This is a genomic window from Actinomadura sp. 9N215 (assembly GCF_044326345.1).
Taxonomy (GTDB): domain Bacteria; phylum Actinomycetota; class Actinomycetes; order Streptosporangiales; family Streptosporangiaceae; genus Spirillospora.
On record NZ_JBIRBA010000005.1, the window covers coordinates 361,521 to 387,347 of the forward strand.

Annotated in this window: 28 protein-coding genes; 16 read left to right on the forward strand and 12 right to left on the reverse strand. The window is 75.8% G+C overall.

Annotated features, from left to right (window positions below; translation table 11 throughout):
* Positions 1-44: 44 nt before the first annotated feature.
* A complete protein-coding gene (locus ACH34T_RS11870) occupies positions 45-923 on the reverse strand; it encodes a virginiamycin B lyase (RefSeq protein ID WP_395992084.1) in 879 nt (292 codons plus the stop codon).
* An 82-nt stretch (positions 924-1,005) separates the two neighbouring features.
* Between ACH34T_RS11870 and ACH34T_RS11875 the strand changes: the two genes are divergently transcribed.
* On the forward strand, positions 1,006-1,722 hold the full coding sequence (locus tag ACH34T_RS11875) for a TetR/AcrR family transcriptional regulator (protein WP_395992085.1): 717 nt from the start codon (positions 1,006-1,008) through the stop codon (positions 1,720-1,722).
* Here ACH34T_RS11875 and ACH34T_RS11880 read toward each other — a convergent pair.
* Together ACH34T_RS11880 and ACH34T_RS11885 are read right to left on the reverse strand one after the other, a co-directional pair.
* Positions 1,691-3,052, reverse strand: coding sequence for an RNA polymerase sigma factor (locus tag ACH34T_RS11880; protein WP_395992086.1), 1,362 nt, complete (start codon positions 3,050-3,052; stop codon positions 1,691-1,693). The two genes, ACH34T_RS11875 and ACH34T_RS11880, sit on opposite strands and share 32 nt — an antisense overlap.
* Positions 3,049-3,468, reverse strand: coding sequence for a YciI family protein (locus tag ACH34T_RS11885; protein ID WP_395992087.1), 420 nt, complete (start codon positions 3,466-3,468; stop codon positions 3,049-3,051). The genes ACH34T_RS11880 and ACH34T_RS11885 overlap by 4 nt, the downstream gene beginning before the upstream one ends.
* Before the next feature lie 198 nt (positions 3,469-3,666).
* Here ACH34T_RS11885 and ACH34T_RS11890 point away from each other — a divergent pair, with 198 nt between their 5' ends.
* Both ACH34T_RS11890 and ACH34T_RS11895 read left to right on the forward strand, forming a co-directional pair.
* A complete protein-coding gene (locus ACH34T_RS11890; protein WP_395992088.1) occupies positions 3,667-4,044 on the forward strand; it encodes a hypothetical protein in 378 nt (125 codons plus the stop codon).
* On the forward strand, positions 4,041-4,547 hold the full coding sequence (locus ACH34T_RS11895; RefSeq protein WP_395992089.1) for a MerR family transcriptional regulator: 507 nt from the start codon (positions 4,041-4,043) through the stop codon (positions 4,545-4,547). Before ACH34T_RS11890 ends, ACH34T_RS11895 begins: the two co-directional genes overlap by 4 nt.
* A gap of 70 nt (positions 4,548-4,617) precedes the next feature.
* Here ACH34T_RS11895 and ACH34T_RS11900 read toward each other — a convergent pair whose 3' ends face one another.
* From ACH34T_RS11900 to ACH34T_RS11920, 5 genes are all read right to left on the reverse strand, one after another.
* Entirely contained in the window at positions 4,618-5,280 is a 663-nt protein-coding gene (locus ACH34T_RS11900) for a response regulator (protein WP_395992090.1), read from the reverse strand.
* The gene (locus ACH34T_RS11905; protein ID WP_395992091.1) at positions 5,268-5,612 is read right to left on the reverse strand and encodes a sensor histidine kinase; all 345 of its coding nucleotides are present in this window, start codon (positions 5,610-5,612) and stop codon (positions 5,268-5,270) included. The genes ACH34T_RS11900 and ACH34T_RS11905 overlap by 13 nt, the downstream gene beginning before the upstream one ends.
* Positions 5,525-6,445 carry a sensor histidine kinase gene (locus ACH34T_RS11910; protein WP_395992092.1) on the reverse strand — a complete coding sequence of 307 codons (921 nt, stop codon included), beginning with the start codon at positions 6,443-6,445 and terminating at the stop codon, positions 5,525-5,527. Before ACH34T_RS11910 ends, ACH34T_RS11905 begins: the two co-directional genes overlap by 88 nt.
* 66 nt (positions 6,446-6,511) lie before the next feature.
* Positions 6,512-7,048, reverse strand: coding sequence for a hypothetical protein (locus ACH34T_RS11915; protein WP_395992094.1), 537 nt, complete (start codon positions 7,046-7,048; stop codon positions 6,512-6,514).
* Between the two features lie 373 nt (positions 7,049-7,421).
* Complete coding sequence (locus ACH34T_RS11920) at positions 7,422-8,687, reverse strand: Cmx/CmrA family chloramphenicol efflux MFS transporter (protein ID WP_395992095.1); 1,266 nt, start codon at positions 8,685-8,687, stop codon at positions 7,422-7,424.
* A 385-nt stretch (positions 8,688-9,072) separates the two neighbouring features.
* On the opposite strand from ACH34T_RS11920, the gene ACH34T_RS11925 reads away from it, so the two are divergent.
* From ACH34T_RS11925 to ACH34T_RS11950, 6 genes are all read left to right on the forward strand, one after another.
* Positions 9,073-10,056: an NAD(P)/FAD-dependent oxidoreductase gene (locus ACH34T_RS11925; RefSeq protein ID WP_395992141.1), complete on the forward strand. Its 984-nt coding sequence runs from the start codon at positions 9,073-9,075 to the stop codon at positions 10,054-10,056.
* A 250-nt stretch (positions 10,057-10,306) separates the two neighbouring features.
* Positions 10,307-11,851 (forward strand): rifampin monooxygenase, encoded by a 1,545-nt coding sequence (gene rox / locus ACH34T_RS11930; RefSeq protein WP_395992096.1) that lies wholly within the window; start codon positions 10,307-10,309, stop codon positions 11,849-11,851.
* 75 nt (positions 11,852-11,926) lie between these two features.
* Positions 11,927-12,697 (forward strand): ABC transporter ATP-binding protein, encoded by a 771-nt coding sequence (locus tag ACH34T_RS11935; RefSeq protein WP_395992097.1) that lies wholly within the window; start codon positions 11,927-11,929, stop codon positions 12,695-12,697.
* A complete protein-coding gene (locus tag ACH34T_RS11940) occupies positions 12,694-13,413 on the forward strand; it encodes a hypothetical protein (protein ID WP_395992098.1) in 720 nt (239 codons plus the stop codon). Before ACH34T_RS11935 ends, ACH34T_RS11940 begins: the two co-directional genes overlap by 4 nt.
* A gap of 23 nt (positions 13,414-13,436) precedes the next feature.
* On the forward strand, positions 13,437-14,570 hold the full coding sequence (locus ACH34T_RS11945) for a sensor histidine kinase (protein WP_395992099.1): 1,134 nt from the start codon (positions 13,437-13,439) through the stop codon (positions 14,568-14,570).
* Positions 14,567-15,295: a response regulator gene (locus ACH34T_RS11950; protein WP_395992100.1), complete on the forward strand. Its 729-nt coding sequence runs from the start codon at positions 14,567-14,569 to the stop codon at positions 15,293-15,295. Before ACH34T_RS11945 ends, ACH34T_RS11950 begins: the two co-directional genes overlap by 4 nt.
* A gap of 75 nt (positions 15,296-15,370) precedes the next feature.
* Here ACH34T_RS11950 and ACH34T_RS11955 read toward each other — a convergent pair whose 3' ends face one another.
* A complete protein-coding gene (locus tag ACH34T_RS11955) occupies positions 15,371-16,528 on the reverse strand; it encodes a tyrosine-type recombinase/integrase (protein ID WP_395992101.1) in 1,158 nt (385 codons plus the stop codon).
* Between the two features lie 162 nt (positions 16,529-16,690).
* Between ACH34T_RS11955 and ACH34T_RS11960 the strand changes: the two genes are divergently transcribed.
* Positions 16,691-17,974 carry a hypothetical protein gene (locus tag ACH34T_RS11960; protein ID WP_395992102.1) on the forward strand — a complete coding sequence of 428 codons (1,284 nt, stop codon included), beginning with the start codon at positions 16,691-16,693 and terminating at the stop codon, positions 17,972-17,974.
* Between the two features lie 204 nt (positions 17,975-18,178).
* On the opposite strand, the gene ACH34T_RS11965 is transcribed toward ACH34T_RS11960, so the two are convergent.
* Positions 18,179-19,114 (reverse strand): LysR family transcriptional regulator, encoded by a 936-nt coding sequence (locus ACH34T_RS11965; protein ID WP_395992103.1) that lies wholly within the window; start codon positions 19,112-19,114, stop codon positions 18,179-18,181.
* A gap of 135 nt (positions 19,115-19,249) precedes the next feature.
* Here ACH34T_RS11965 and ACH34T_RS11970 point away from each other — a divergent pair, with 135 nt between their 5' ends.
* Together ACH34T_RS11970 and ACH34T_RS11975 are read left to right on the forward strand one after the other, a co-directional pair.
* Entirely contained in the window at positions 19,250-20,494 is a 1,245-nt protein-coding gene (locus tag ACH34T_RS11970) for an MFS transporter (RefSeq protein WP_395992104.1), read from the forward strand.
* A 37-nt stretch (positions 20,495-20,531) separates the two neighbouring features.
* A complete protein-coding gene (locus ACH34T_RS11975) occupies positions 20,532-20,744 on the forward strand; it encodes a hypothetical protein (protein ID WP_395992105.1) in 213 nt (70 codons plus the stop codon).
* A gap of 130 nt (positions 20,745-20,874) precedes the next feature.
* Here ACH34T_RS11975 and ACH34T_RS11980 read toward each other — a convergent pair whose 3' ends face one another.
* Positions 20,875-21,999, reverse strand: a complete 1,125-nt coding sequence (locus tag ACH34T_RS11980) for an epoxide hydrolase family protein (RefSeq protein ID WP_395992106.1) — start codon at positions 21,997-21,999, stop codon at positions 20,875-20,877.
* A gap of 62 nt (positions 22,000-22,061) precedes the next feature.
* Here ACH34T_RS11980 and ACH34T_RS11985 point away from each other — a divergent pair, with 62 nt between their 5' ends.
* Positions 22,062-23,054, forward strand: a complete 993-nt coding sequence (locus ACH34T_RS11985) for a helix-turn-helix transcriptional regulator (RefSeq protein ID WP_395992107.1) — start codon at positions 22,062-22,064, stop codon at positions 23,052-23,054.
* 46 nt (positions 23,055-23,100) lie between these two features.
* Entirely contained in the window at positions 23,101-23,601 is a 501-nt protein-coding gene (locus ACH34T_RS11990; RefSeq protein WP_395992108.1) for a MarR family winged helix-turn-helix transcriptional regulator, read from the forward strand.
* Between the two features lie 70 nt (positions 23,602-23,671).
* Here the strand turns inward: ACH34T_RS11990 and ACH34T_RS11995 are convergent, their stop codons facing one another.
* Positions 23,672-24,706 (reverse strand): helix-turn-helix transcriptional regulator, encoded by a 1,035-nt coding sequence (locus ACH34T_RS11995; protein WP_395992109.1) that lies wholly within the window; start codon positions 24,704-24,706, stop codon positions 23,672-23,674.
* A gap of 107 nt (positions 24,707-24,813) precedes the next feature.
* On the opposite strand from ACH34T_RS11995, the gene ACH34T_RS12000 reads away from it, so the two are divergent.
* Entirely contained in the window at positions 24,814-25,239 is a 426-nt protein-coding gene (locus ACH34T_RS12000; RefSeq protein WP_395992110.1) for a VOC family protein, read from the forward strand.
* A gap of 56 nt (positions 25,240-25,295) precedes the next feature.
* Positions 25,296-25,787, forward strand: a complete 492-nt coding sequence (locus ACH34T_RS12005) for a pyridoxamine 5'-phosphate oxidase family protein (protein ID WP_395992111.1) — start codon at positions 25,296-25,298, stop codon at positions 25,785-25,787.
* Positions 25,788-25,827 lie beyond the last annotated feature (40 nt).

Genomic DNA, 25,827 nt, shown 5'->3' on the forward strand with positions numbered 1-25,827 from the left:
GGGCGGCCCCGGGCCGGGTCAGCTGAGGGCGGCTCCGGGCCGGGTCAGCTGACGGTGACGCGGGCGAGCGCGCCGGTCTCCAGCGCCACCCACAGCGCTCCGTCCGGGCCGAGCGCGATGCCGTGCGGCTCGCAGCCGGGCGTCGGGAGCGGGTGCTCGTCCATGCGGCCCTCGGGCGTGATACGGGCGACGTGGGCGGTGCCCCACTCGGTGAACCACAGGTCCCCGCCGGGGCCCGCGACGATGCCGTGCGGGCGGGCGGCGGGGTCGGGCAGCGGGAACTCGGTGACCTTCCCGTCGGTGGTGATCTGCCCGATGTGCCCGGTGCCGATCTCGGTGAACCACAGCGCGCCGTCCGGGCCCGCGGCGATGCCCACCGGCGCGGACCCCTCGGTGGGCAGCGGATGGACGGTCACGTCCCCGTCCATGGCGATCCTGCCGACGGCGTTGCCCTGGTTGAGGGTGAACCACATCGCCTCGTCCGGCCCCCGCGCGATCATCGAGGGCAGCGCGTCGCCGACGGGCAGCGGATGGTCGGTGACCTGCCCGCCGACCGTGACGCGGCCGACGCCGCCGGCCTGCATGCGGGTGAACCACAGCGCGCCGTCGGGCCCGGCGGCGATCCCGCACGGGCCGCCGCCGTCCGGGACCGCGAACTCGGCGACCTCGCCGCCGGTGCTGATCCGGCCGATCGCGCCGCCGCCGTACGCGGTGAACCACAGCGCGCCGTCCGGGCCCGCCGTGATGGCCGTCGGCCCGGCGGGGACGGGCCCGTGGACGGTGAGGTCCCCGTCCGGGGTGATCCGGCCGACCCGTCCCGCGTGGACGAGCGTGAACCACACCGCGCCGTCCGGCCCGGCGGCGACGCCGTACGGGCCGGCGACCGTGAACTCCCTGATCGTGGCATGTGAACCCTGCGGCATGGATCGTCCCCCCTCGTCCCTCAGCTGCTGTTTCCGTCCGACGGCGAGGTTAACGCAACCGGTGTTGCGTTACGATCGTGCGGTGAGATCCCGCCCGCTGACCGCCGCCGGGCCCGGGAGCGTCCGTCCAGGCGGGCGCACCGCGCGGGTGCGCGAGGCCGTCCGGCGGGCCACGCTCGCCGAGCTGTCCGAGCACGGATACGCGGGGCTCGGCGTGGAGGGCGTCGCCGCCCGCTCCGGGGTGCACAAGACCACCGTCTACCGGCGCTGGGGCAACGCCGCCGGGCTCGTCGCCGACGCGCTGGACGCCGCGGCGGGCGAACCGTGGCCGGTCCCCGACACCGGCACCCTGTCCGGCGACCTGCGGGCGATCGCGCGGCTCGTCCTGACCGGCTTCACCGACCCCGGGGAGGGGCCCGTCACGCGGGCGTTCGTGTCGGCCGCCGCGCAGAGCGCCGAGGCCGCCCGCGCCCTGCACGCCTTCTTCGCGCGGCGGCACGAGCAGGCCGCGGTCGTGGTGCGGCGGGCCGCCGAGCGCGGCGAGGTCCCCGCCGGGACTGACGCCGGCGACGTCGTCCGCGCCGCCGTCGCGCCCCTGTACCACCGGCTGTTCATCACCGGCGAGCCGGTCGACGAGACCGTCGCCGACCGCGCCGCCGCGGCCGCCGTCGCCGCCGCCCGCGCCGGCGTCTTCCAGGAAGGCTTCTCACCCGACGGCGGCGCCGTCCAGGGCGGCGGCTTCGGCGCGGGCGGTTTCGGCGGGGGGCTCACGGGGACAGGCGCGCCGCCCGGGAGTTGAGGTAGCGCTGCTCGGGGACGCTGTGCGTCCGCCCCGCCGCCGCCAGATAGGACTCGCGCGCGCCCGCCGCGTCGCCGGACATCTCCAGCAGGTGCGCGCGGACCGCGTGCAGCCGGTGGTGCCCCGAGATCCGCCGGTCCGGCTCCAGTTCCTCCAGCAGGGCGAGCCCGGCGGCCGGGCCGCGCGCCATCGCCACCGCGACCGCGTGGTTCAGCGCCGCCATCGGGTTGTCGGACATGCGCAGCAGCACCTCGTACAGCGCGGCGATCTGCGGCCAGTCGGTCTCGTCCGCCGCGGCGGCCTCGTCGTGCAGCGCCGCGATCGCCGCCTGCACCTGGTAGGGCCCGGCCGGGCCGCGGGGGAGCGTCGCGGAGATCAGCTCCAGGCCCTCGGCGATGTCGCCGGCCCGCCACAGGCTCCGGTCCTGCTCGGCGAGCGGGACCAGGGACCCGTCGGGCGCCGTCCGCGCGGGACGGCGCGCGTCGGTGAGCAGCATCAGCGCCAGCAGCCCGGCCGCCTCGCCGTCGCCGGGCAGCAGCCGGCGCACGATCCGCGCCAGCCGGATCGCCTCCGCCGACAGGTCCGGACGGAACAGGCCCGGGCCCGCCGTGCTCGCGTACCCCTCGGTGAAGATCAGGTACAGGACGTGCAGGACGGCCGCGACCCGTTCGTCGCGCTCGTCCGGCGCGGGCGGCCGGAACGCGACGCGGCCGTCCCTGATGCGCCGCTTGGCGCGGCTGATCCGCTGGCCCATCGTCGGCTCCGGCACGAAGAACGCGCGGGCGATCTCCCCGGTGGTCAGGCCCCCGACCGACCGGAGGGTCAGCGCGATCCGCAGGTCAGGGGACAGCGCCGGATGGCAGCACATGAACAGCAGGAGCAGCGTGTCGTCGGCGTCGCGCGGCGGGCTGTCGGCGGCCGGGGACAGCCACTCGTCCGGGAGCCGGAACGCGGCCACGGCGTCCTCGCGGCGGCGTCGCGCCTGCTCGGCCCGCAGCAGGTCGGTCAGCCGCCGCGACGCGACGGTGATCAGCCAGGCGCGCGGGTCGGCGGGGACGCCGCCGTCGGGCCACTGCGAGGCGGCGGCGATCAGCGCCTCCTGGACGGCGTCCTCGGCGGCGTCGAAGTGCCCGTACCGGCGGACGAGGGCCCCGAGGACCTGCGGCGCCAGCGGGCGCAGCAGGTCCCCGAACCCGGCCCGGGCACCGTCCCCGGCTCCGGCGCGCCCCCGGCCGCCGGCCCCGCGCGCGCCGCCGCCGTCCCGGCCGCCGGCGCCGTGCGGGTCGCGGGCCCGGTTCCGGTCGCGGTCCCCGGTCACGGCCGCGGTCATCCCTCCAGGTCGGCGCGGCCGTCGACGATCGGCCGCAGGTCGGCGTAGGCGCTGCCCTGCGCGCCCGCGGGCGCCGGGCACTCGCCCAGCCGCGCGGTGATCTCCGACGCGCGGTCGAAGCTGTCGCACTCGACGATCGTGTACCCGGCGAGGACCTCGGCGGTCTCGGGGTAGGGGCCGTCGGTGACGACGGGCACGCCGTCCCTGGTGTGGAACCTGCGGGTGTGGACGGGCGCGGCCAGCGCGTGGGCGTCCACGAACTCGCCGGACTCGACCAGATCCTGGTTGAACCTCTCCATGAACGCGCCCATCGCGGCCAGGTCCTCGGCCGACCAGACCGCCTCGCCCGCGGGCACCTTGCCCGCCATCTCGTCGTAGTCCCGCTGCGACGCGTACAGCATGATCATGTACTTCATGGCCGTTCTCCCTCTCGTCCCGGCGCCCCTCAGGCGCCCTTCACCGGAGACGTCGGAGCCGCCGCGCCCCGTTCGACACTTTCACGGGATGCGTTTCGGCGTACCCGTCCCGCCGGTCCGGGCACCCGGATCACCGCAGGTCCGGGGGTGCGCCCGGGGCTTGCATCCGGGACCGCGGTACAGGGTTACCGTCGGAGCATGGACGTGAACAAGGCCTGGGCGTCGCAGGCGTGCACGCTGCCGACCACCGAACGGCCCCTGCGGGAGGCCGAATTCGACGCGCTGTTCGCCGAGTCGGCGACCGGAGCGGAACGCGCGGGGCCCGGCCGGACGCGGGTGCGGCTGCGGCCCGGCCCGGAGGCGGCGGCACGCGCCGCCGCGCTGGCGGCCCGCGAGACCGCGTGCTGCTCCTTCTTCACCTTCACCGTGACCGTCTCCGGCGGGGACCTGATATTGGACGTCGCCGTCTCCGCCGCCCACACCCACGTCCTGGACGCGCTGACCGCCCGTGCCGAGACCGTGATCGCCCGGCCCGGGGAGCGCGGCGAGCCGTCCCCCCAGGAGGAGCGGACATGACCGGCAGCGCGAACAACGGCGCCAACGGCGGCGCGACCGGCAGCGTGAGCGGCGGCGCGACCGGCGGTGTGAGCGGCGGTGTGGGCGGCGGTGCGGTGGGGTTGCGCAGCGGGCAGGTCGCGGCCGCCGCCGGGGTGAACCCGCAGACGCTGCGGTACTACGAGCGGCGCGGGCTGCTCGACGACCCGGCCCGCACCCCGGGCGGGCACCGCGTCTACCCGCCGGAGACCGTCACCCTGCTCCGCGTGATCAAGACCGCGCAGCGGCTCGGCTTCACCCTCGACGAGGTCGCGGACCTGCTGGCGGCCAGCACCGGCGCCCGTCCCGGGACGAACGCCGGGCTCGCGGACCGGGCGCGCGCCAAGCTGTCCGGCGTCGAGGCCAGGATCGACGAGCTGGCCGCCGTCGCCACGACGCTGCGTGCCGCGCTGGCCGCCGGCTGCGACGACCTGGTGAGCTGCGCCGCCGAACCCGGCTGCCCGCTGCCCTTCCCGTCCGCGTAGCCCGCACCTGCCGCACGGCGTCGGCCCGGCGGCGTCGGCCCGGCCGGGGGATCGGCCGGATGGGGTCGGGTCAGGCTAGGCCGGCGTCGTGGGCCAGGAGGGCGATCTGGGTGCGGTTGTCCAGGTCGAGCTTGGTGAGGACGCTGGAGACGTGCGCCTTGACGGTCGCCACGCCCATGAACAGCTCGGCGGCGATCTCGGCGTTGGAGCGTCCCCGGGCGATGGCGAGGACGACGTCGTTCTCGCGCGGGGTGAGGCGGCCGAGCGCCGCGCGGGCCCGCTGGTGCGCGCCCGCCTCGACGGCCGCGCGGTCCATGAGCCGGCGGGTGATCCGCGGCGACAGGATCGGATCCCCGGCGGCGACGCGGCGGACCGCGTGGACGATCTCGTCCGGCGGGGTGTCCTTCAGCAGGAAGCCGCTGGCCCCGGCGCGCAGTGCCCGCAGGATGTTCTCGTCGGAGTCGAACGTGGTCAGCACGATGACCTCGGGCGGGTTCGTCCGGCGGCGGAGCCTGCGGGTCGCGGTGATGCCGTCCACGCGCGGCATCCGCAGGTCCATGAGGACGACGTCGGGCGCGTGCGCGTCGGCCACCGCGGGCACCTCGTCGCCGTCGGCCGCCTCGCCCGCCACGGTGATGCCCGCGGCGCCGTCCAGCATCATCGACAGCCCGGCGCGGACGTGCGCGTCGTCGTCGACGATCAGCAGGCGCAGGGGGCGGGTCACGCGGGCCATGGTAGCCAGGCGTGCAGCCGGAACTCGCCCGCGGCGGCCTGGTGGTCCAGGCGCCCGCCGGCGAGGCGGACCCGCTCGGTCAGGCCGACCAGCCCCGTCCCGCTGCCGGGCACGGCGGGCGCGGCAGGGGCGGCGCCCGTGTCCTCGGGGAGCGTGTTGCGGACGTCGATGACCAGCCGGGTCCCGGGCCGTCCCCGCAGCACCACGCGGACGGGACGGCCCGCCGCGTGCTTGCGGGCGTTGGTCAGCGCCTCCTGGACGACCCGGTACGCGGCCCGCCCCGCCGCCGCGGGCAGCTCGCCCGCGTCGACGACCTCGTCGCGCAGCTCCACCCGCCCGCCGGCGTCGCGGGACTCCTGCACCAGGCGGGGCACGTCGTCCAGCACGGGCTGCGGGCGGCCCTCCTCCGCCTGTCCCCGCGCAGCAGGACGATCACGTCGCGGAGCTCGTCGAGCGCCTGGTGCACCCCGGCGCGGACGACCCCGGCGGCGTGCGCGAGCTTGTCCGGCGGCGCGTCCGGCCGGTACTCCAGCGCGCCGGCGTAGGTGGCCAGCAGCGACAGCCGGTGGGCCAGCACGTCGTGCATCTCCCGCGCGATCCGCGCCCGCTCGGCCATGCGCGCCTCGGCGACCCGGCGGCCCTGCTCGGCCTCGGCGCGGCGGGCCCGTTCGCGCAGCGACTGCAGCAGCGCCCGGCGGGCCCGCGCCAGCGCGCCCCAGCCGATCAGCGCGCCGTACCCGAGCGCGATCAGCAGCAGCCACCAGCCGAACGAGATCCCGGCGGCCGGCTGCCACCGCCCCTGGACGGCGTGCGCGCCGACGCCCGCCGCCCCGATCCCGGCGGCGACCGGGAACGGGTGGCGCTGCGCGACCTGCAGCGCCGCCATCGTCGCCGCCGGGGTCGCGGCCGGCGACAGCGCCGCCAGCACGGTCAGCGCCACCGCCGCCGCGACCGGCCGCCACAGCAGCAGCGGCGACAGCAGCCACGCCGCGACGCCGGCCGCGATGTCCAGGCCCAGCCGGCCGTCCGGCACGCCCGCGCTGTAGCGGCCCCAGATCGTCGCCGCCGCCAGCGCGCCCGAGACGGCGAGCACGATCGCGGCGGCCTTCGCCCTGCGCGGCCGCCACGGAGCGGCGTCCGGCGGCCAGTCGGTCTCCTCGTCCACCGGCACAGGCTAGCTCCGCAGGTCACGGCGCCGACACCGACCAAAGTCGGGGTCTCGTCCGGACGGCTACCGGGGCTTCATGCCGAGAACGACCGTCCCGTTCGAGGCCGCGACCACGGTGATGACGACGCCGTTGGCCTTGACCCGCGCGCCCGGGTGCGCGGTGATCTTCGCGTTCCCCGAGGACCCGGCCGCGGGGCCGGCGACCATCGTCTGGCAGCGGGGGTCGCCCTCGCAGTTGAAGTCGAACGCGCCCGAGGAGGGCAGGCCGACCTCGAAGGAGATCGCGTCGCCCGTCAGCGACGTCACCGTGATCGCGCTGACTTCGAGCTTCTCCTCGTCCATCCGGATGGTGAGGCGCCGGGTCACCTTCACCTCGCAGGTGCCGTCCTTGCAGGCGCGGACGTTCGTCCCGTCCGCCGCCGACAGCGGAGTCGGCGACGCCGGTGCCGGTGAGCGGGGCGGAGACTTGCCGGAGGGCGATCCGCTCGCCGACGCCGCGCCGTTCTCGTCGCCCCCGCACCCGGCCAGGCTGATCGCGGCGGTGACCGCCGCCAGCCCGGCGGCCGCGCGAAGACGGGAACCAGCGCGTGGACGAGCCATGACGGCACTCCTTCGGTCATGCGCGCACGTCCGATCCGTGCGGGCGGGGACCTCAAGATAGGCACCGGACACGAGACGGGTCCCGCCGACGGCCCGATAGGGGGCGGCCGAAACACGGCAGCAGGGCCGCAGGCTGAGCGCGACCGGCGGCGAAGCCGAGCCTGCCCGGCGCCTGAACGTGCGGCCACGAACCCGACGAGGCGGGCCCCCGGGGTCGCTGATCAGGCGAGGTCGGGAGCAGGTGAGGGCGATCTTGCCGAGTGTCCCGGCGCCGAACGCGGCGAACGCCTCGTCGGCCCGCTCCAGCGGGCACCTCGCGGTGATTGTGTCACCCTCGGCGACTTCGCCCTCGGTCGGGTCCGCGGCCTTCCGGTCATGCGGACGGTCGCTCCCCGAGGGCGGGTGCGGCCGCCTGCGCGCGGGGCGGGGTTCGCGTGCGTCGGACGGCTCCGGCGAAGCCTGCCGTGATGAACGCGGCCGCCACCAGCAGCGCGCTGAGCCAGAGCGGCGAGCGGTAGCCGAGCCCGGCCGCGAGGGCCGCGCCGCCGAGGGCCGGCCCGGCGGCCGCGCCCACGTTGAGCGCCGCCGTCGCGAAGGCGCCGCCGAGCGAGGGCGCCCCTGTCGCCGCGTACAGGATCCGGGCGATCAACGTCGAGCCCACGGCGAACGACAGGGTCCCCTGGACGAAGACGAGCAGGAGCACGGCGACCTGGTCGCCGGCCGTGGCGGTGAAGAGCGTCCATCCGGCGAGCAGCGCGATCCCGCCCGGAATCAGGACCAGCATGGGCCGCGTGTCGGACATCCGCCCGCCGAGCGTCGCTCCGGCGAACGACCCGACCCCGAACAGCGCCAGCATCGCCGGCACCCAGCCCTCGGAGAACCGGGCGACGTCGGTGATCACCGGGCCCAGATAGGTGAAGGTGCAGAAGGTGGCGGCGTTCACCAGCGCCGCCACCAGCAGCACGACGAGCAGCCGCGCACTGCGCAGCACCCGCAGCTGGCTCCGGGCACCGGGCGGCCCACCGCCCGAAACGCCGCCCGGATCGCCGCCCGGCCCGTCGGCGGGGTCGACGTCCGGGCTGCCGGTCGGCGGTGCGGTGTCGGGGACCGAGCGCAGGACGGCGAAGACGGCCGGGAGGCAGATCAGCGCCACCGCCCAGAACGCCGACCGCCAGCCGAGGGCCTGGCCGAGCGCGGCGCCCGCGGGGACTCCGGCGACGCACGCGAGCGTGATGCCGCCCAGCAGGACGGCGGCCGCCCGTCCCTTGGCGTCCGGCCTGACCATGCTCGTCGCCGTCGCGAGTCCCACGGCGAGGAACCCGGCGTTGGCCAGCGCCCCGAGCGCCCGCGTCACCAGCAGCACCGAGAAGCTGGAGGTGACCGCCCCGGCGACGTGCACGAGCATGAAGGCGACCAGGAAGGCCAGCAGCGCCCGCCGCCGCGGCCAGCGCAGGCTGAGCACCGCCGTCAGCGGCGCTCCGACGATCATTCCGGCGGCGAACGCGGACGTCAGCGCGCCGGCCGCGGACAGGGAGATGTTCAGCTCGCGGGCGATGTCCGGATTCAGCCCGGACAGCATGAACTCGGACGTCCCCTGGGCGAAGACCGCCAGTCCGAGGACGTAGATGGCGAAGGGCATGGAGGAACTCCGATGTCGCGTCGAGAGGCGGAGACCACGCCGCGGCGGCGCCGGGCGGCGGGAACTCCAGGGACGACTCAGCCCGGGTGACGATGATCAGACGAAGCGAGTGAGCGGAGGACGCACCTCGCACCCGTCAGCGGCGATACCGCTGCCGCGTCGCGTCGCACATGGCCACCGGGGAACCGGTGGCTAGCGTCTTGATGCCTCAGGACTGGACACGGGCCACACGATAGGCACGCGCCACGGAACCCGTCCACCGCGTTTCACGCCCGCCGGCGAGCCCGCGGACCGCTGCTTTTGCCGTCCTGGCAAAGAGGTTTGCATATCGGCCCTGTGGGTTCGCATAGTCGGCGTGGAGGTGGTCGAAGTGACCGATCAGCTGATGGACGGCTATGACGTGGTGGTGGTCGGCGGCGGCGCCGCGGGCCTGAACGGGGCGCTGATGCTGGCCCGCGCCCGGCGGAGTGTCGTGGTGGTCGACGCGGGCGCGCCGCGCAACGCCCCCGCCGCGGGCGTGCACGGGCTCCTGGCCCGGGACGGGATGAGCCCCGCCGAGCTGCTGGAGCGGGGCCGGGACGAGGTCCGCCGCTACGGCGGCCACGTCGTGGCGGGGGAGGTCGCCGCGGCCGTCGGGGACTCCGGCGGGTTCACCGTGACGCTGGCCGCGGGCGCGTCCGTCCGCGCACGGCGGCTGCTGGTGGCGACGGGCGTGGTCGACGAACTGCCCGCCGTCCCCGGCCTGCGGGACCGGTGGGGACGCGACGTGGTGCACTGCCCGTACTGCCACGGCTGGGAGATCCGCGACCAGGCCATCGGCGTCCTCGCCGGCGGTCCGCTGTCGGTGCACCAGGCGCTGCTGTTCCGGCAGTGGAGCGACGACGTCACGCTCTTCACCCACACCATGCCGCCGCCGGCCGGTGAGGAGGCCGGACAGCTGGCCGCGCGCGGCGTCCGGGTGATCGGCGGGGAGGTGGCGTCCCTGGTGATCGCCGAGGACCGCATCGCGGGAGTGCGGCTGGCCGACGGGACGGTGGTCGCCCGTGAGGCGCTGGCCGTCGCGCCGCGCATGACGGTGCGCGCCGCCTTCCTCGACGGGCTCGGACTGCGGCCGGTCGAGCATCCCGCAGGGGTCGGCGAGCACATCGCGTCCGACGCGACCGGCCGCACCGACGTGCCGGGCGTGTGGGTCGCGGGCAACGCCACCGACCTGACCGCCCAGGTCGGCGCGGCCGCGGCCGCGGGCGCCGCCGCGGCGGGCCAGATCAACGCCGACCTGATCGCCGAGGAGACCCGCGAGGCCGTCGCCGCCCACCGCCCGCCGCTCCCGCCCGAACCCGAATCCGAAGCGCGTGTCGGCGACCGCTGAACCGGGGCTTGCCGACCGGAAGGGCCGCCGGGGCCCGTGCGTGCCCTTCCGCATCGCGTGGCCGGGAAAGGGTTGGACGGGACGATGCCCGGGCTTGTAGCTTGCAGTCGACCGTGACACGGCCCGAGGAGGTGAGACCCATGAACGCTGTATCGATGTGGGTGCTCTCCCCTCCCGTCACGGCCGGGCGATTGAGGTAGGTGTCGCCGGGAGCGCCTCGACCACAGGGCACTCCCGAAAGGCAACACCTATGCATTCTCCGCGGTTCACCGCCGGGCCGTCGTCGGACGACACGGCCGAGCGCGACTTCACCGCCGGCGACGTCCCCGAACTCCGGTCGCCGGGCTCCGGCGCCGATCCCGCGCCCCTCAGCTATGACGTGATCATTGCCGGGTGCGGGCCGGCGGGTGCGATGCTGGCCGCCGAACTGCGGCTGCACGATGTGCGGGTACTCGTTGTGGAGAAGGAGACCGAGCCCGTGTCGTTCGTCCGCATCGTCGGTCTGCATATTCGCAGTCTCGAACTGATGGCGATGCGCGGGCTGCTGGACCGCGTTGTCGAACACGGAAGACGGCGTCCGGCCGGCGGATTCTTCGCCGCCATCGCCAAACCCGCGCCCGCGGGCCTGGATTCCGCGCACGCCTTTCTGCTGGGCATCCCGCAGCCGGTCATCGTCCGCCTGCTCGAAGAACATGCGATCGGGCTGGGCGCGCAGGTCCGGCGCGGTTGCGCGGTGACCGGATTCGAGCAGGACGACGACGGTGTGACCGTCGAGCTGGACGGCGGCGAACGGCTGCGTGCGCGCTATCTCGTCGGCTGTGACGGCGGGCGCAGCACGGTGCGGAAACTGCTCGGCGTCGGCTTCCCCGGCGAGCCCTCGCGGACCGAGACGCTGATGGGCGAGATGGAAGTGGGCGCGCCGCAGGAGGAGATCGCCGCCAAGGCGTCCGAAATCCAGCAGACCAACAAGTCATTCGATATGAGGCCTTTCGGCGGCGGGGTCTATCGCGTCGTGGTCCCGGCCGCGGGGGTCGGCGATCGCGCGGAACCGCCCGTCCTGGAGGATTTCCAGCACCGGTTGCGCGCCATCGCCGGAACCGATTTCGGCGTGCACTCCCCGCGCTGGCTGTCGCGCTTCGGCGACGCCACCCGGCTGGCCGAGCGTTATCGGGTCGGGCGGGTGCTGCTGGCCGGCGACGCGGCGCACATCCATCCGCCCGCCGGCGGTCAGGGCCTGAACCTGGGCGTCCAGGACGCGTTCAACCTCGGCTGGAAACTGGCCGCGCAGGTCCGCGGCTGGGCGCCGGAGACACTGCTGGACACCTACCATGCCGAACGTCATCCGGTCGCCGCGGACGTGCTGGACAACACCCGCGCCCAGATGGTGCTGACGTCCGCCGAGCCGGGCCCGCGGGCCGTGCGCAGGCTGCTCACCGAGCTGATGGACTTCGACGAGGTGAACCGCCATCTGATCGAGAAGATCACCGCGATCGGCGTCCGCTACGACTTCGGTGAGGGCCCCGACCTGCTCGGCCGCCGCCTGCGCGACATCGACGTGAAACAGGGCCGCCTCTACGACCTGCTGCATCGCGGTCGCGGCCTGCTGCTGGACCGCACCGGACGCCTGACCGCCGGCGGCTGGTCAGACCGCGTCGACCACCTCGCGGACCCCACCGCGGCACTGGACGTTCCATGCGTCCTGCTGCGCCCCGACGGGCACGTCGCCTGGATCGGCGACGATCAGCGGGACCTGGACGGCCACCTGTCCCGCTGGTTCGGCGAGCCCGCCGGCTGATGCCGCCCGAGCGGCCGGAAGGGACCCCGGTCGACGTCATGCCGTGGTCGGAGACCGGGTTTCGACCGTGGTCGGATGACCGGGAGACGCGGGCAGCCGAAGCTGGACGCCATGACATCACAGCCGGAACCATCACAGCCGAAGGCCGCCCCGGCGATCAGGGTCGAGGGGCTGACGAAACGGTACGGCCGGCGCACGGTGGTCGACGATCTGACGTTCACGGTCAGGCCGGGCGCGGTGACGGGCTTCTTCGGCCCGAACGGCGCGGGCAAGACCACGGCGCTGAAGGCGGTCGTGGGGCTGGCGCGGCCGTCGGCGGGCACCGTGTCGGTGCTGGGAGAGCCGGTGGCCTCGCTGGTGCCGGACGCGCGCCGGGTCGGCGTCCACATCGAGCCGTGCGGCGCGCACCCGGCCCGGTCGGCCCGCGCGCATCTGCGGGCGCTGGCGCTGGCGGCGGGGCTGCCGCGCCACCGCGTCGAGGACGTCCTGGACGTCGCCGAGCTGACGCGGGCGGCGGGCCGCCGGGTCGGCGCGTTCTCGCTGGGGATGCGGCAGCGGCTCGGGCTCGCCGCCGCGCTGCTGGGCGACCCGGATGTCCTGGTGCTGGACGAGCCGGCCAACGGGCTGGACCCGCAGGGGATCCGCTGGCTCCGGACCATGCTGCGGGACCGGGCGGCGGCGGGCGGCACGGTGCTGCTGTCCAGCCACCTGCTCGCGGAGGCCGCGCGGACGGTCGACGACGTGGTCGTCATCGACCGTGGCAGGCTGGTGCACGAGGGGCCGATCAGTGAGGTCGAGTCGCTGGAGGACGTGTTCCTCGAGCTCACCGGAGGGTTGGAACGATGATCGGCCTGCTTCGCGGGGAACTGCTCAAGTCGGTGACGACCCGTGCCGTGTGGGGATTCGCGGCCGGGGGGACGGCGTTCGCCGTCCTGAACGCGGTGCTGGTCGCCGTGGCGTCGGGGACGCTCGACGAGGCGGCGGAGAAGAAGGAGGCGCTGTCGGGGCTCCCGGTCCTGCTGCTGCTGTGGGGGCTGGTCGGCGCGGCCGGCGAGTACCGCCATCGGACCGCCGCGCCCACGGCGCTGGTGGCCGGCCGCGGCCGCGGCACCGTCCTGGCGGTGCGGATCGCGGCGTACGCGCTGACGGGCCTCGGGCTGGCGCTGCTGATCAACGCGGTCGCGGTCGGCGTGGCGCTGCCGCTGCTGGCCGGCCAGCCCGGCCCGGACCTGACGTCCGGGCAGGTGGCCGGGGTCGTGGCGGGCAACGTCTCGGCGCTCGTGCTGGCGACGCTGCTGGGCGCGGCGCTCGGTGCGCTGATCCGCGGCCCGGTCGTCGGCGCGGTGGTCCTGCTGATCCTGGACCTGGTGGTGCAGCCGCTGGTGAGCGGGGTGTGGGAGCGGGAGGCGAACCTCTCGCCGTTCGGCGCGGCGGGCGTCATGACGGGCGGGACCCACCACACGACGCTCACGGCCGCGCAGGCCGGCGCGGTGTTCGCGGTCTGGACGGTCCTCGTGGTGCTGGTCGCCGTCGGGTGCGAACGACGGCGTGACCTGGCGTGAACGTCGCGCGGAGGATCCGGGCGGTGCGGGGCCTGCTGGCCGCGCACCGCCCGGTGCTGTTCGACGTCGCGCTCGCCGTGGCCGCGACCATCCTGGAAGTGGGACTGCTGTTCGACGACAACACCGACCCCGCGCCCCTGCCGATCGCGATGACCGTCCTCACCGGCGCGGTGCTGCTGGCCCGCCGCCGGTTCGGGCTGGCGGTGACGGCGGTGACGGTCGCGTCGGCGGCCGCGGTGACCGCGGTGACCGCGGTCGGGTTTTCGCCCGGGGGCGTGCCGGCCGTCGTCGCGCTGTGGTCACTCGCCGAGACACGCGACCGGCGCGTCTCGCTCGCGGTGCTGGCGCCGGTGGCCGTGTTCCTGGAGGCCGACAACGTCTGCAGCCCGCCGGTGTCGATCGGGGCGTGGATGCTGGGCGCCTACATGCAGACGCGCCGCCGCTACGTCCAGGCGGTGGAGGAACGGGCCGCCACCCTGGAGCGCGAACGGGAACAGCTCGACCTGATCACGGCGCAGCACGAACGCGACGCGATCGCCCGCGAGCTGCACGACATCGTCGCCCACTCGGTGACGGTGACGCTGATCGGGGTCCGCGGCGCCCGCGACGTCCTGGAGACCGAACCGCGGGTGGCCGCGCGGACCCTGGCCCAGGTGGAGACCAGCGCCGAGCAGAGCCTGGCCGAGCTGCGCCGGATCCTGGTCCTGCTGCGCGGACGGCACGCGGCCGAGACGCGTCCGCAACCGACGCTGGCGGGCCTGGACGAGCTGGTCGCCGGGTACCGCGCGGCGGGACTGCCGGTCCGGCTGGAGATCGCCGGGGAGCCGCTGGACCTGCCGGGCGGGGTGGAGCTGTCCGCCTACCGGATCATCGAGGAGGCGTTGACCAACGCGCTGAAACACGCCGGCGCGACACTGGCCACGGTACGGCTGCGCTACGGCGGAGCGGACCTGGAGGTGCGGGTGCACGACGACGGGACGGGCCCCGGCGACCCGGGAACGCGCGACCCGGGATCGGGCGGGCCGGGATCGGGCGGGCACGGCCTGGTGGGGATGCGGGAGCGGGTCGCGCTGCTCGGCGGTGAGCTGGAGGCGGGCCGGGCCCCCGGCGGCGGGTTCCGGGTCGCGGCGCGGCTGCCGATCGGGGAGCGCTCATGACGATCCGGGTGCTGATCGTCGACGACCAGGAACTGATCCGGATCGGTTTCCGGCTGTTCCTGCAGACCCGGCCCGACCTGGAGGTCGTCGGCGAGGCCGCGGACGGCCGCGAGGCCATCGACCAGGCGGCGCGGCTGCGGCCCGACGTCGTCCTGATGGACGTCCGGATGCCGCGCATGGACGGCGTCGAGGCCACCGCCCGCATCACCGGCACCGACCGTCCTCCACCCCCCGCCCACCACCATCCAAAGGACGAGCTCCGCTCGACGCCCCGTTTGCCTCGCGTGCTGATCCTCACCACCTACGACCTCGACGAGTACGTGTTCGGGGCGCTGCGCGCGGGGGCGTCGGGGTTCCTGCTGAAGGACGCGCCCCGCGAGCGGCTGCTGGAGGCGATCCACGTCGTCCACCAGGGCGAGGCGCTGCTGTCCCCGTCGATCACGCGCCGCCTGGTCGAGGACTACGCTGGCCGCGCCGACCCGGTCCGCCCGGCGCCGGACCTGCTGACCGCGCTGACGCCGCGCGAGCGCGAGATGCTCCTGCTGGTGGCCCAGGGCCTGTCGAACCAGGAGATCGCGGCGCGGCTCGTCGTCACCGAGGCCACCGTCAAGAGCCACGTCGGCAGCGTGTTCGCCAAGCTCCACCTCCGCGACCGCGTCCAGGCCGTCGTGCTGGCCTACGAGCACGGCATCGTCGTCCCCGGCCGCCGCCCCGACCTCCAATGAGAGATCCCCCGAGGGAGAGGGACACCTCGGGGACTCTCCCGTCCGGGTGTGTGGCGTGGGCGCGCTGGGCGCGGCTCAGTCGTCCGGTGCGGCGCCGGGCGGCGGCGGGGCGGAGCGGTGGCGGGCGAGGATGCGGGTGAGGTCGGTGACCGGCGAGGCCGCCAGCTTGTGGTTGGTGTCGTCGTAGCCGCGGGTGGTGCGGGGGTCGGCGTGCCCGGCCAGGTCCTGGACCTTGGCGAGCGGGACGTCGTTGCCGAGCAGGGTGGTGATGACGGTGCGGCGGCCGCTGTGCGGGGACAGCCGGGACGCCGCGGGCAGCCCGGCCAGCTCCGCCTGCCGGCGCAGGATGTTGGTGACGTCGCGCTGGGTGAGGCGCTTGCCGCCGGGTCTGGCGGGGTCGTGGGGGTGCGGCGCGGTGACCAGCAGCGGGCCGGGAGGGCAGGCGCCGTCCGGGTGGCGGCGGGCGCGGGCGGCGAGGTAGGCGTCCAGGACGCGGCACAGCTCGCCGTCCAGCCGCACGAAGTCGCGGCCGCCCGGCCCCTTGCCCTTGGCCCGGTGCCACAGGACCCGGTAGCCGGCCTCGGCGTCCAGGTCGGCCAGGTCGGCCTGGGTGAAGGCGGACACCCGCAGGGCGGTGTAGAACAGCAGGCCGACCACGGCCGCGTCGCGCCAGGCGGTCTCCGTCCCGCGGGCCGCGGCGCGGGCCTCGGCGGTGTCCAGGAGCCGGGCGGTCTCGGGGACGCTGAGGGTGGGCGCCTTGCGCGCCGACGCCGCGATCTGCGCGCTGGAGGGGCGCCTGACCAGCAGCGTCGGGTTGCGGTCGGCGGCGTCGTTGGACTGCAGGTAGGTGTACCACGACGACACCGCCGCCAGCCGCCTGGCCCGGGTGGCGGCGCCGGGCGGACGGACGGCGCCGCGGACGGTGACGGTCATGGACGCCGACCAGTCGTCCACGTCCGCGCGGCGGGCGTCCCGCGGGTCCAGGCGGGTCCGGGCGCAGTAGTCCAGCCAGCCCGCGAGGTCGCGGTAGTAGGCGCGGCGGGTGGCGTCGCTGTTCTGGCCGCGCAGCCAGGCCGCGGTCAGCGCCCTGGCGCCGTAGCGGTCGCCGGGCTCGTCGCCGGGCAGGGCGGGCAGCAGCGCCACGGACTCGGCGACGGGATCGGGAACCGCCGCCGTCACCCGCCCCGCCAAGGCCCGCGGCACCAGAGCAGTCGGCTCCTGCGGCGTGGTCATGCCCTGCCCTCCCGTAGGACGTCGTGTGGCGCAAGGACACCAGGATAAGCGTCATTATCCCGGATACCCACCCGTCCACTCACAACGCGTTTCGCGTGTCGCGTTAATAATTCCGCGCATCATTACGCGATAAAATCGAGGCACAGGAGTACGCTGAGCCGGGTGAGCAGCGACGACACGGCCGTGGTCGACCCCGGCGCCCAGCAGCCCGACCGGGAATCCGGTGCGAAGGACGTGCCCGGCGGATCGGCGGCCGCGCCGAGCGCACCGCCCGAGGACGATCCGCCGGAACCGCCGGAACCGCCGGGGGAGTGCGCGCTGGCGGGCTGCGCGGAACCGTTGCCGCCGCCTGGCCGGGGCCGTCCGGCCAAGTACTGCGGCAAGGCCCACGCCGACCAGGCCAGCCGGGACCGCCGCGCCGCCGACGCCGCCGCGCTGGACGAGCCGCTCCGCCGCGCCGAGGCGCTGGCCGGGGGGTTGCCCGAGGCCATCGGCGGCCTGCAGGGTCAGCTCGCCGCGCTCGCCGACGCGCTCGCCGAGGCGCAGACCGGCGCGCTCGCGCGGGTGCGGCGGGCCGAGGCCGAGGCGGTCGCCGCCCGCCAGGCGGAGGCCGACGCCGGCGCCCGCGCCGCGGACGCCGACCGTGCCCGCGCCCGGGCGGACGCGGCCGCGGCGGGGGCCGTCCAGGCGCGGCGGGCGGCCGAGCAGGACGCCGAGCGCGACCGCGCGGCCCTGGAGCGGGTCCGCGCCGACACCGCCGAGACGATCGCCGCGCACGCCCAGCTCCGCGACGCCGCCCGCGAGGCGCGGGCCGCCGCCGAGGCCGCCCGGGACGCCAAGGCGGCCGAGCTCCGCCAGGCCCGCCAGGCGCACGAGCAGGACCTGGCCCGCCGCGACGCGTCCGTCCGAGACCTGACCGGCCGGCTGGACGCCGTGCGCGGCGACCTCGCCCGGACCACCGAGGCCCTGGCGGCGGCGCGGGAGGCGCTCGCCGCCGCCGGTGGCGAGACCCGCGCCCAGCGGGCCCGCGCCGAGGCCGCCGAGCACGCCCGCGACACCGCGCTGCGGGACCTCCGGGCCGCCGACACCCGCGCCGCCGCGCTCGACCGCCGGGTGCGGGACCTGCGCACCGCCGCCGAGCACGCCGCCGCCGAGGCGGCCGACGCGCGGACGGCCCTGGCCACCTGCGAGGCGGTGTCCGGCCGCCTGGAGACGGCGCTGGCGTCGGCCCGCGCCGAGGCCGCCGAGCAGCGCGAACGCGCCGCCCGCGCCGAGGCGGCCGCCGCCGCGACCACCGAGCGCCCCACCGAGGCCGCTCAGCCCGAGGCCGTCCGGTCCGAGGCCGCTCAGCCCGAGGCCGCTCAGCCTGAGGCCGTCCGGTCCGAGGCCGTCCGGTCCGACGACGCTCGACCCGACGACCACCGTCCTGCCGCCGAACCCGGTTGACCTTGACCGGCCTCCCGGGTCGGCTCACGGCCTTGGGGAGCGTCGGTTCTGTGGTCATCGGTGAGAACGATCACCGGGTACGGCCGGGATGCCGGAGCAGCGCATCGCGGCCGAGTGTGACGCGGGTCTGGCAGCGCGCGGGAGGATGGGCGTGTCTGCGTCCCGGCCTCGGTCCAGCGGTCCGGGCCGACGGGGCGGCGGTGTTCAGCGTCGGAGCGCCCAGTCGGGCGCCCAGGTCCGGGCGGTGTCGGGGGCGGGCGCTGTGGCGGCGAGGTGGGCGCGCAGGGTGGGCAGCGCCGGGTGGGGGTTGTCGCGGTGCCACAGCAGCGAGTGCGGGTAGACGGGCGTCGGGTCGGTCACCGGGATGCGGCGCAGGCCGTGGCCGGCGGGCCAGACGAGGCGGGTGTGCCCGCCCATGAAGGTGGCCAGGGCCGGAGTGTCGGCGACGGTGTCCAGGAGCGCGTCGGAGCCGAAGTTGGGGCCGGTCGCCTCGATGGTGACGCCGAACTCGGCGACGAGGTCGTCGTAGTAGGCGGCCCACTCCGTGCCGGGGACGATACCGGGCATCCAGATCCGGTGCCCGGCGAGCTGGGCGGGGGTCACCGACCGGGCGGCCGCCAGGGCGTGGGCGGGGCCGGTGAGGAGCTGGAGCGGCTCGTCGAGCACCCAGGCGGACGCGACGTCCTCGGGCAGGGGCCGGCCGGGCACGGCGACGGCGCGGAAGGACGCGTCGATCGACCCGGACCGGATGGCGGCTGTGGCCGTGTCGATGTCGAGCAGCATCACCACGTCGAGGTCGATCTCGGGGTGCGCGCCGTGGAAGCGGCGCATCAGGCCCGATGCCGCACCGCGCGAGGCGATGATGTCGACGCGCAGCGGGCGGCGGCCGGTGCTCACGGACGCGACCGCGCGTTCGGTGACGCGCAGCAGCTCGCGGGCGTGGGGCAGGAACGCCTGCCCGTCGATGGTGAGCTCGGCGCCGCGCGGGGTGCGGGTGAACAGCCGCGCGCCGAGGTCGCGTTCCAGCGCGGCGATGCGCTTGGAGACGGCCTGCTGGGTGACCGCCAGCTCGGCGGCGGCCTCCTGGAACTGTCCCGCGTCGGCGGCGGCGACGAAGGTCCGGACGGTTTCGATGTCCATACCGCACCCTACGGGTACAACCCATGGTTGTGGCTGGGCGGCCCGCGGTTGTTTGATCTCCTGGCACGGCGCTCGCTTTGATGCTGCTGATCGCGAAACGGTTGTGCGGACAGTGGCCGAGGGGGGCGCCGGAGCATGCGGAGCGGGCACCGGTTGGGACGGCGGTTCGGGTGGCTCTGGGCGGCGTACGGGACCAGCGCGCTCGGCACGTGGCTCGCGTTCGGCGCGTTCCCGCTGATCGCCGTCCAGGTGCTGCACGCCGGACCGGCGCAGGTCGCCGCGCTGGCCGGGGCGGGGGCGGCGGCGGGCGCGGCCGCGGCGGTGCCGCTCGGCCCGTGGGTGGAGTTCCGCCGCAAGCGGCCGGTGCTGATCGGGACGGACCTGGCGCGGTTCGCGGCGCTGCTGACGGTCCCCGCCGCGTTCGCGCTCGGCGTGCTCTCCTTCGTGCAGCTGCTGGTGGTCTCGGTGGTCGTCGCGGCGGCCGACATCACGTTCCGCGCCGCCTCGGGCGCGTATCTGAAGTCGCTGCTGCCGGCGGGGGACCTGCTCGTCGCCAACGCCCGGTTCGAGTCCACGGCGTGGACGGCCACGATCGTCGGGCCGCCGCTGGGCGGCGCGGCGGTCGGGCTCCTCGGCCCGGTGGCGACGGTGCTGGCCGACGCGGTCAGCTATCTGCTCTCCGCCCTGGGCATCCGCGCGATCGGCGGACCTGAGCCGCGGCCCGAGCGCGGCGCGGCCGCCCGCGTGCGCGCCGGGGACCTGCTCGACGGCTGGCGGTTCATCCTCGCCGACGCGGCGCTGCGTCCGCTGTTCTTCAACACCGCCCTGTTCAACGGCCTGGTGATGGCCACCGACGCGCTGCTGGCCGTCCTGCTGCTTGGCCGGCTCGGGTTCGCGCCGTGGCAGTACGGCCTCGCCTTCGCCGCGCCCGCGGTCGGCGGGCTGTTCGGCGCGCGGCTGGCCCGGCCGCTCGTCGCCCGGTTCGGGCGGCGCCGGGTCCTGGTCGTGGCCGGGACGCTGCGCGCGCTCTGGCCCGTGGGGCTGGCCTTGGTGGGGCCGGGGACCGCGGGGCTGCTGCTGGTCATGGGCGTCGAACTCGGGCTCATCTTCTGCTGCGGGGTCTTCAACCCCGTCTGCGCCGCCTACCGCCTCGAACGCACCGCGACCGGCCGGGTCACGCGCACGCTTACCGCCTGGACGGTGACGACGAGGGCCGCCACCGCGCTCCTGACCGCCTTGTGGGGCGTGCTGGGCGGCCTGCTCGGCGTCCGCACGGCGATCGGCCTGGCCGGCGTGCTGCTGCTGGCGACCCCGCTGCTCCTGCCCCGCCGGACGCCGGCGCCGCTCCCCGAACCGGCGCCTGAGCCGAGCCGCACCTGACCGTCCACCGTGACCGTCCACCGCGTCCGGGCTCGGGGTGTGGGGGCTGGCCCAGGGCGCCCGCCTGATCTCCGCGCTGCCCGCGGGCCCCGGCCGGGCCCTCCTGCGCCTCACGACCACGAGCGCACGCCTCTACAACTCCATGACCGTCGAGGACTATCCGCCGTCGCGCGCCGCGCCCGGCGGCCGGGCCTCCGGTCTCGCGGGCGATCCCGGAGGCGGTCTGGAGCGTGGGCGCGGGGCGGAGTGAGGGCGCGGACGGGCCGCGGGGCGGCGCGGGGTTCACGCGGCTTGCGCAGCCCGCGCGATGTCGCGGGCTGCGCAAGAGGCGGGCCGGGCCGGGCTGAGCGGGGGTGGGCGGGCGCGGACGGGTGGGTGGTTCAGTGCAGGTCGGCGAAGAAGCCGCGGATGTCGCCGGCCAGGAGGGCGGGCTGTTCCATGGCGGCGAAGTGGCCGCCGCGGTCGAACGTCGTCCAGTGGGCGGCGACGCCGGTCGGGTCGACCATCGGCCGCACCGCGGGGTCGGAGGAGAACTCGGCGATGCCGACCGGCACCGCGCCGGGGGAGCCCTCGCCGGGCGTGACGGGCCGGCCGAGGTCCTGGTGCAGCTCGTAGACGAAGTGCGCGGACGAGACGCCGAGCCCGCCCAGCCAGTACAGGGTGACCTTGGTCAGCAGGTGGTCGCGGTCGACGGCGTCGTCGGGCAGCTCGGCGGCCGGGTCGGTCCACTCCTTGAACTTCTCGGCGATCCAGGCGAGCTGGGCGGCGGGCGAGTCGTTGAGGCCGTAGCCGAGGGTCTGCGGCCGGGTCGACTGGATCTGGAAGTTGCCCATGCCGTCCTCGGCGAACGCGATGCCGGGCCGCACGCCCATCGTGCCGTCGGGGGCCAGGACGCCGAGCATGTCGTCGGTCGAGGCCAGCGACAGGTGCAGGCCGGCGATCCGTCCCGGGGCCAGCAGCCGCATGGTGTTGGCCACCCCGGACCCGGCGTCGAAGGCGTGCACGCCGTAGCGGTCGTAGCCGAGCCGGGCCATCAGCTCGATGAGGGCCTCGGCGGAGCGGTTGACGCCCCATCCGGCCTCGGTGACGGGCGTGGAGAACCCGAACCCGGGCAGGGACGGCACCACCACGTGGAACCGCTCCGACAGCGGCCCGATCACCTTCAGGAAGTCGGCGGGCGAGCCGGGCCAGCCGTGCACCAGGACGATCGCCAGCGCGCCGGGGTCGGCGGCGCGGGCGTGCGCGAAGTGGAAGGTCTGGCCGTCGATCTCGGTGGTGAACTGCGGGATCGCGTTCAGTTCCGCCTCGTGCCGCCGCCAGTCGTAGCCGTCGCGCCAGTACTCGGCCAGCTCGCGCAGGTAGCCGGCGGGGACGCCGCGGCTCCAGCCGCCGCCGGGCGCCTCGGCGGGCCAGCGGGTGCGGGACAGCCGCTCGCGCAGGTCGTCGAGGTCGGCCTGCGGGACGTCGATGCGGAACGGGCGGATGCCGTGCTGTGAAGTCGTCATGACCCAGACGCTACGGGGCCTTGTGGAACGTGCGGTTCCTCAATGTCTGCGACAATCGGGGAATGTTGGAGACGTCGGTGCGGCTGCTGCGGCTGCTGTCGCTTCTGCAGGCGCGTCCGGTCTGGTCGGGCGCCGAGCTGGCGGGACGGCTGGAGGTGACGACCCGGACCGTCCGCAACGACGTGGAGCGGCTGCGCATCCTCGGCTACCAGGTGGAGTCGACGACGGGCACGGCGGGCGGCTACCGGCTGGGCGCGGGCGGCGCGCTGCCGCCGCTGCTGCTGGACGACGAGGAGGCCGTCGCGGTGGCGGTCAGCCTGCACGCCGCGGCGTCCGGCACCGTCTCCGGCATCGAGGAGACCTCGCTGCGCGCGCTCGCCAAGCTCCAGCGGATGCTGCCGTCCCGGCTGCGGCACCGGACCGAGGCGCTGCGCGCGGCCACGGTGTCGGTCGCCGGACGCGGCCCCGTCGTGGACGCGGCGACGCTGACCGTCATCGCGGCCGCCGTCCGCGACCACGAGCGGCTGCGGTTCGACTACCGCGGCCACGACGGGACGACGAGCGTCCGCACGGCCGAGCCGCACCGCCTCGTCTACACCGGCCGGCGCTGGTACCTGCTGGCCTGGGACGGCGACCGGGACGACTGGCGGACGTTCCGCGCCGACCGGATCACCCCGCGCACCCCCAACGGCCCGCGCTTCGTCCCGCGCGAGCCTCCCGGCGGGGACGCCGCGGCGCACGTCGTCCGGGGGGCGAGCTCGCGGGCCTGGAGGTATCCGACCCGGGTGCGGCTGCACGCGCCGATCGAGGCGCTGGCCGAACGGCTCGCGCCCGCGGCGGGCCTGCTGCACGGCGTCGACGCGGGCACGACCGTGCTGGAGACGGGCGGCGACTCCCTGCACGATCTGGCGGGCTTCCTGGGCAGCCTCGACGTGGAGTTCACGGTCCTGGAGCCGGTCGAGCTTCGCGACCACCTGCGCGTCCTCGCCCGCCGCTACGCGTCCGCCGCCGAGGACACGACGGCCGGCCGGCGTCAGACCGGAGCGCCGCGCTAGCCGGGGGATAATCTCAACGTTGAGATTGTGGATCGAGGAGGAGCCCATGGCCGACGCGGTGGACGCGATCCTGGCGCAGTGGGGGCGCGAGCGGCCCGACCTGGACGTGTCGCCGATGGGCGTCATCGGGCGGATCTCCCGGGCGCAGCTGCTGCTGGGCCGGGAGCTGAAGGAGTTCTTCGCCGCGCACGGGCTGGAGCGCTGGGAGTTCGACGTGCTGGCGACGCTGCGCCGGCACGGCGCCCCCTACGAGCTGACGGCCGGCGGGCTGCTGCGGTCGGCGATGGTCACCTCGGGGGCGATCACCAACCGGATCGACCGGATGGAGGCCAAGGGGCTGGTCGAGCGGGTCCGGGACGCCGACGACCGGCGGTCGGTGCGGATCCGGCTGACGCCGCGGGGCCTGGAGGTCGTGGACGAGGTGGTGGGCCTGCACGTCGCCAACGAGGAGCGGCTGCTGGCGGGCCTGGACGCGGCCGGGCGGGAGCGGCTGGCGGGCGCGCTGCGCACGCTGCTGGAGTCGCTGGGCGACGCCGCCATCGACTGACCCGGCCACCGTGCTCCGGGCCTCCGGCAGGCCTGCGGCGGGTCATGCCGTTCCGGGCCAGGGCGTGGTGTCAGGGCCGGGGGGAGGGCTGGATGGCGCGGGTGGCGCGGTCGGCGATGGCGGCCAGGTGGGGGGCGAGTTCGGGCGGGTCGAGCAGGGTGTAGTCGACGGTGAGCAGGGTGACGCGGTAGGCCAGGAACCGCAGCGAGTCCGAGCGGGTGTGCAGGACGCAGGAGCGGGCGTCGACCGGTTCCAGGACGCCCTGCCAGGCGGTGACGCGCTCGGCGGCCTGGTCGGCGGGGACGTGCAGCAGCAGCCGGGCGCGGATCGTCCCGGAGCCGCCGGCGAGGGCGTCCATCGCCCAGGTGACGGCGTCGGCGCCGCCGGGCAGTTCGCGTTCGGGGCCGCGGACGCCGGTGGGGTGCGGACCGTCCTCCAGCCCCCACCCACCACCATCCGAAGGCCGGGCTCCGCTCGACGGCCCTGTGATGCGGTCGGCGCGGAAGGTGCGCCAGCCGGCGCGGTCCTCGTCGTAGGCGATGAGATACCAGCGGCGGCCCGCGGCGACCAGGCGGTGCGGCTGCGCGTGCCGGCGCGTCTCGCGGCCGTCCGCGGAGGTGTAGGCGAAGCGGACCTTCTCGCGGGTGACGCACGCGGCGGCGAGCAGGGCCAGGACGCCGGGGTCGGCGGCGGGCGGGGCGCCGTCCTGCGGCGGGAGGGACACCGCGGCCTCGGTGAGCGCGGCGACGCGGTGCCGCAGCCGGTGGGGGAGGACCTGCTCCAGCTTGGCCAGGGCGCGCAGCGAGGTGTCCTCGATGCCGGTGACGGCTCCGGCGGCGGCGGTGCGCAGGCCGATCGCGATGGCGATGGCCTCGTCGTCGTCCAGCAGCAGGGGCGGCATCGCGGCGCCGGCGGTGAGGCGGTAGCCGCCGGCGCTGCCGTGCGTGGCGTGGACGGGGTAGCCGAGCTCGCGGAGCCGGTCGACGTCGCGGCGGATGGTGCGGGCGGTGACGCCGAGCCGGCCGGCGAGCTCGGCGCCCGACCATTCGCGGGGGGTCTGCAGGAGGGACAGCAGCCGCAGCAGCCGTCCGGACGGGTCACGCATGTCTCCCATCCTGCCGCCCTTATAGGACATTCACTGACCTATTGGGGGGATAGCGTCGGAGACGTCGGGCCGGGAACCGGATCCCGGCCCGGGTGAGGAGGCACGTCATGCTGCGAGGATTCGCCACGATCAACTACTGGGCCGACGACATGGAGGCCGCCAAGGACTGGTACGCCGAGCTGCTGGGCGTGCAGCCGTACTTCAGCGTCCCGGGCCCGGCCGGCGGGGTGGCGTACTACGAGTTCAGGGTCGGGGACTACGAGGACGAGCTGGGCCTGGTCGACGCGCGGTTCCGTCCCGGCGGCGCGGCCGCCGCGGGCCCGGGCGGCGCGATCATGTACTGGCACGTCGACGACCTGGAGGCGGCGGTGGCGCGGCTGCTGGCGCTGGGCGCGACCGAGCACGAGAAGATCACCGAGCGGGGCGAGGGGACCGGGTTCGTGACCGCGTCGGTCGTCGACCCGTTCGGCAACGTCCTGGGCGTGATGTCCAACCCGCACTATGTGGAGACGCTGGCGTCGTCGGGGCGCTGAGGCGTCCGCCGCCCGGGGGCTCCCGGCGGGCGCGGGCCGCGGGCGGGGTCCTACCGTTGACGTGTCCCGATCTGGAGGAGGCCGTGATGCTCCCGCCCGCCCGCACTCCCGAGCAGCGCAAGCGGGACGTCCTGGACCGGCTCGGCCGCGACGTGGACGCCTGGGTCGCCACGGCCGACCCGCGCGCCGGCGTCCCCCACCTGGTGCCGCTGTCGTACCGGTGGGACGGGTCGTCGCTGCTGGTCGCGACGCCGTCGGCGAGCGTGACGGGGCGGAACCTGCGGGCGTCGGGGACGGCGCGCGTCGCGGTCGGGCACTCCCGCGACGTCATCATGATCGACGGCGCGGTGGAGGCGCTGGAGGCCGCGGACCTGCCGGACGGGACGGCCGACGCGTTCGCCGCCCACACCGACTTCGAGCCGCGCGCGCTGCCGGAGCATTACCTGTACTTCCGGGTGCGGCCGTCGCGGATCCAGGCGTGGCGGGAGGTCAACGAGCTGCCCGGACGCGACGTCATGCGCGACGGCGAATGGCTGGTCCCGGACTGACCGCCCCGCCCACCGCCCGCTATGGCGGGTGGGCGGCGGG

Excerpts from the sequence above, each read along its gene's own strand:
- ACH34T_RS11940 (WP_395992098.1), top strand. The coding sequence starts at position 12,694 with ATGATCGGCCTGCTTCGCGGGGAACTGCTCAAGTCGGTGACGACCCGT.
- ACH34T_RS11980 (WP_395992106.1), bottom strand. The coding sequence starts at position 21,999 with ATGACGACTTCACAGCACGGCATCCGCCCGTTCCGCATCGACGTCCCG.
- ACH34T_RS11915 (WP_395992094.1), bottom strand. The coding sequence starts at position 7,048 with ATGGCTCGTCCACGCGCTGGTTCCCGTCTTCGCGCGGCCGCCGGGCTG.
- ACH34T_RS11925 (WP_395992141.1), top strand. The coding sequence starts at position 9,073 with ATGGACGGCTATGACGTGGTGGTGGTCGGCGGCGGCGCCGCGGGCCTG.
- ACH34T_RS11900 (WP_395992090.1), bottom strand. The coding sequence starts at position 5,280 with ATGGCCCGCGTGACCCGCCCCCTGCGCCTGCTGATCGTCGACGACGAC.
- ACH34T_RS11870 (WP_395992084.1), bottom strand. The coding sequence starts at position 923 with ATGCCGCAGGGTTCACATGCCACGATCAGGGAGTTCACGGTCGCCGGC.
- ACH34T_RS11935 (WP_395992097.1), top strand. The coding sequence starts at position 11,927 with ATGACCGGGAGACGCGGGCAGCCGAAGCTGGACGCCATGACATCACAG.
- ACH34T_RS11965 (WP_395992103.1), bottom strand. The coding sequence starts at position 19,114 with ATGGACATCGAAACCGTCCGGACCTTCGTCGCCGCCGCCGACGCGGGA.
- ACH34T_RS11970 (WP_395992104.1), top strand. The coding sequence starts at position 19,250 with ATGCGGAGCGGGCACCGGTTGGGACGGCGGTTCGGGTGGCTCTGGGCG.
- ACH34T_RS11890 (WP_395992088.1), top strand. The coding sequence starts at position 3,667 with ATGGACGTGAACAAGGCCTGGGCGTCGCAGGCGTGCACGCTGCCGACC.
- ACH34T_RS11950 (WP_395992100.1), top strand. The coding sequence starts at position 14,567 with ATGACGATCCGGGTGCTGATCGTCGACGACCAGGAACTGATCCGGATC.
- ACH34T_RS11985 (WP_395992107.1), top strand. The coding sequence starts at position 22,062 with ATGTTGGAGACGTCGGTGCGGCTGCTGCGGCTGCTGTCGCTTCTGCAG.
- ACH34T_RS11990 (WP_395992108.1), top strand. The coding sequence starts at position 23,101 with ATGGCCGACGCGGTGGACGCGATCCTGGCGCAGTGGGGGCGCGAGCGG.
- ACH34T_RS11885 (WP_395992087.1), bottom strand. The coding sequence starts at position 3,468 with ATGAAGTACATGATCATGCTGTACGCGTCGCAGCGGGACTACGACGAG.
- ACH34T_RS11895 (WP_395992089.1), top strand. The coding sequence starts at position 4,041 with ATGACCGGCAGCGCGAACAACGGCGCCAACGGCGGCGCGACCGGCAGC.
- ACH34T_RS11995 (WP_395992109.1), bottom strand. The coding sequence starts at position 24,706 with ATGCGTGACCCGTCCGGACGGCTGCTGCGGCTGCTGTCCCTCCTGCAG.
- ACH34T_RS12000 (WP_395992110.1), top strand. The coding sequence starts at position 24,814 with ATGCTGCGAGGATTCGCCACGATCAACTACTGGGCCGACGACATGGAG.
- ACH34T_RS11880 (WP_395992086.1), bottom strand. The coding sequence starts at position 3,052 with ATGACCGCGGCCGTGACCGGGGACCGCGACCGGAACCGGGCCCGCGAC.
- ACH34T_RS11955 (WP_395992101.1), bottom strand. The coding sequence starts at position 16,528 with ATGACCACGCCGCAGGAGCCGACTGCTCTGGTGCCGCGGGCCTTGGCG.
- ACH34T_RS11920 (WP_395992095.1), bottom strand. The coding sequence starts at position 8,687 with ATGCCCTTCGCCATCTACGTCCTCGGACTGGCGGTCTTCGCCCAGGGG.
- rox (WP_395992096.1), top strand. The coding sequence starts at position 10,307 with ATGCATTCTCCGCGGTTCACCGCCGGGCCGTCGTCGGACGACACGGCC.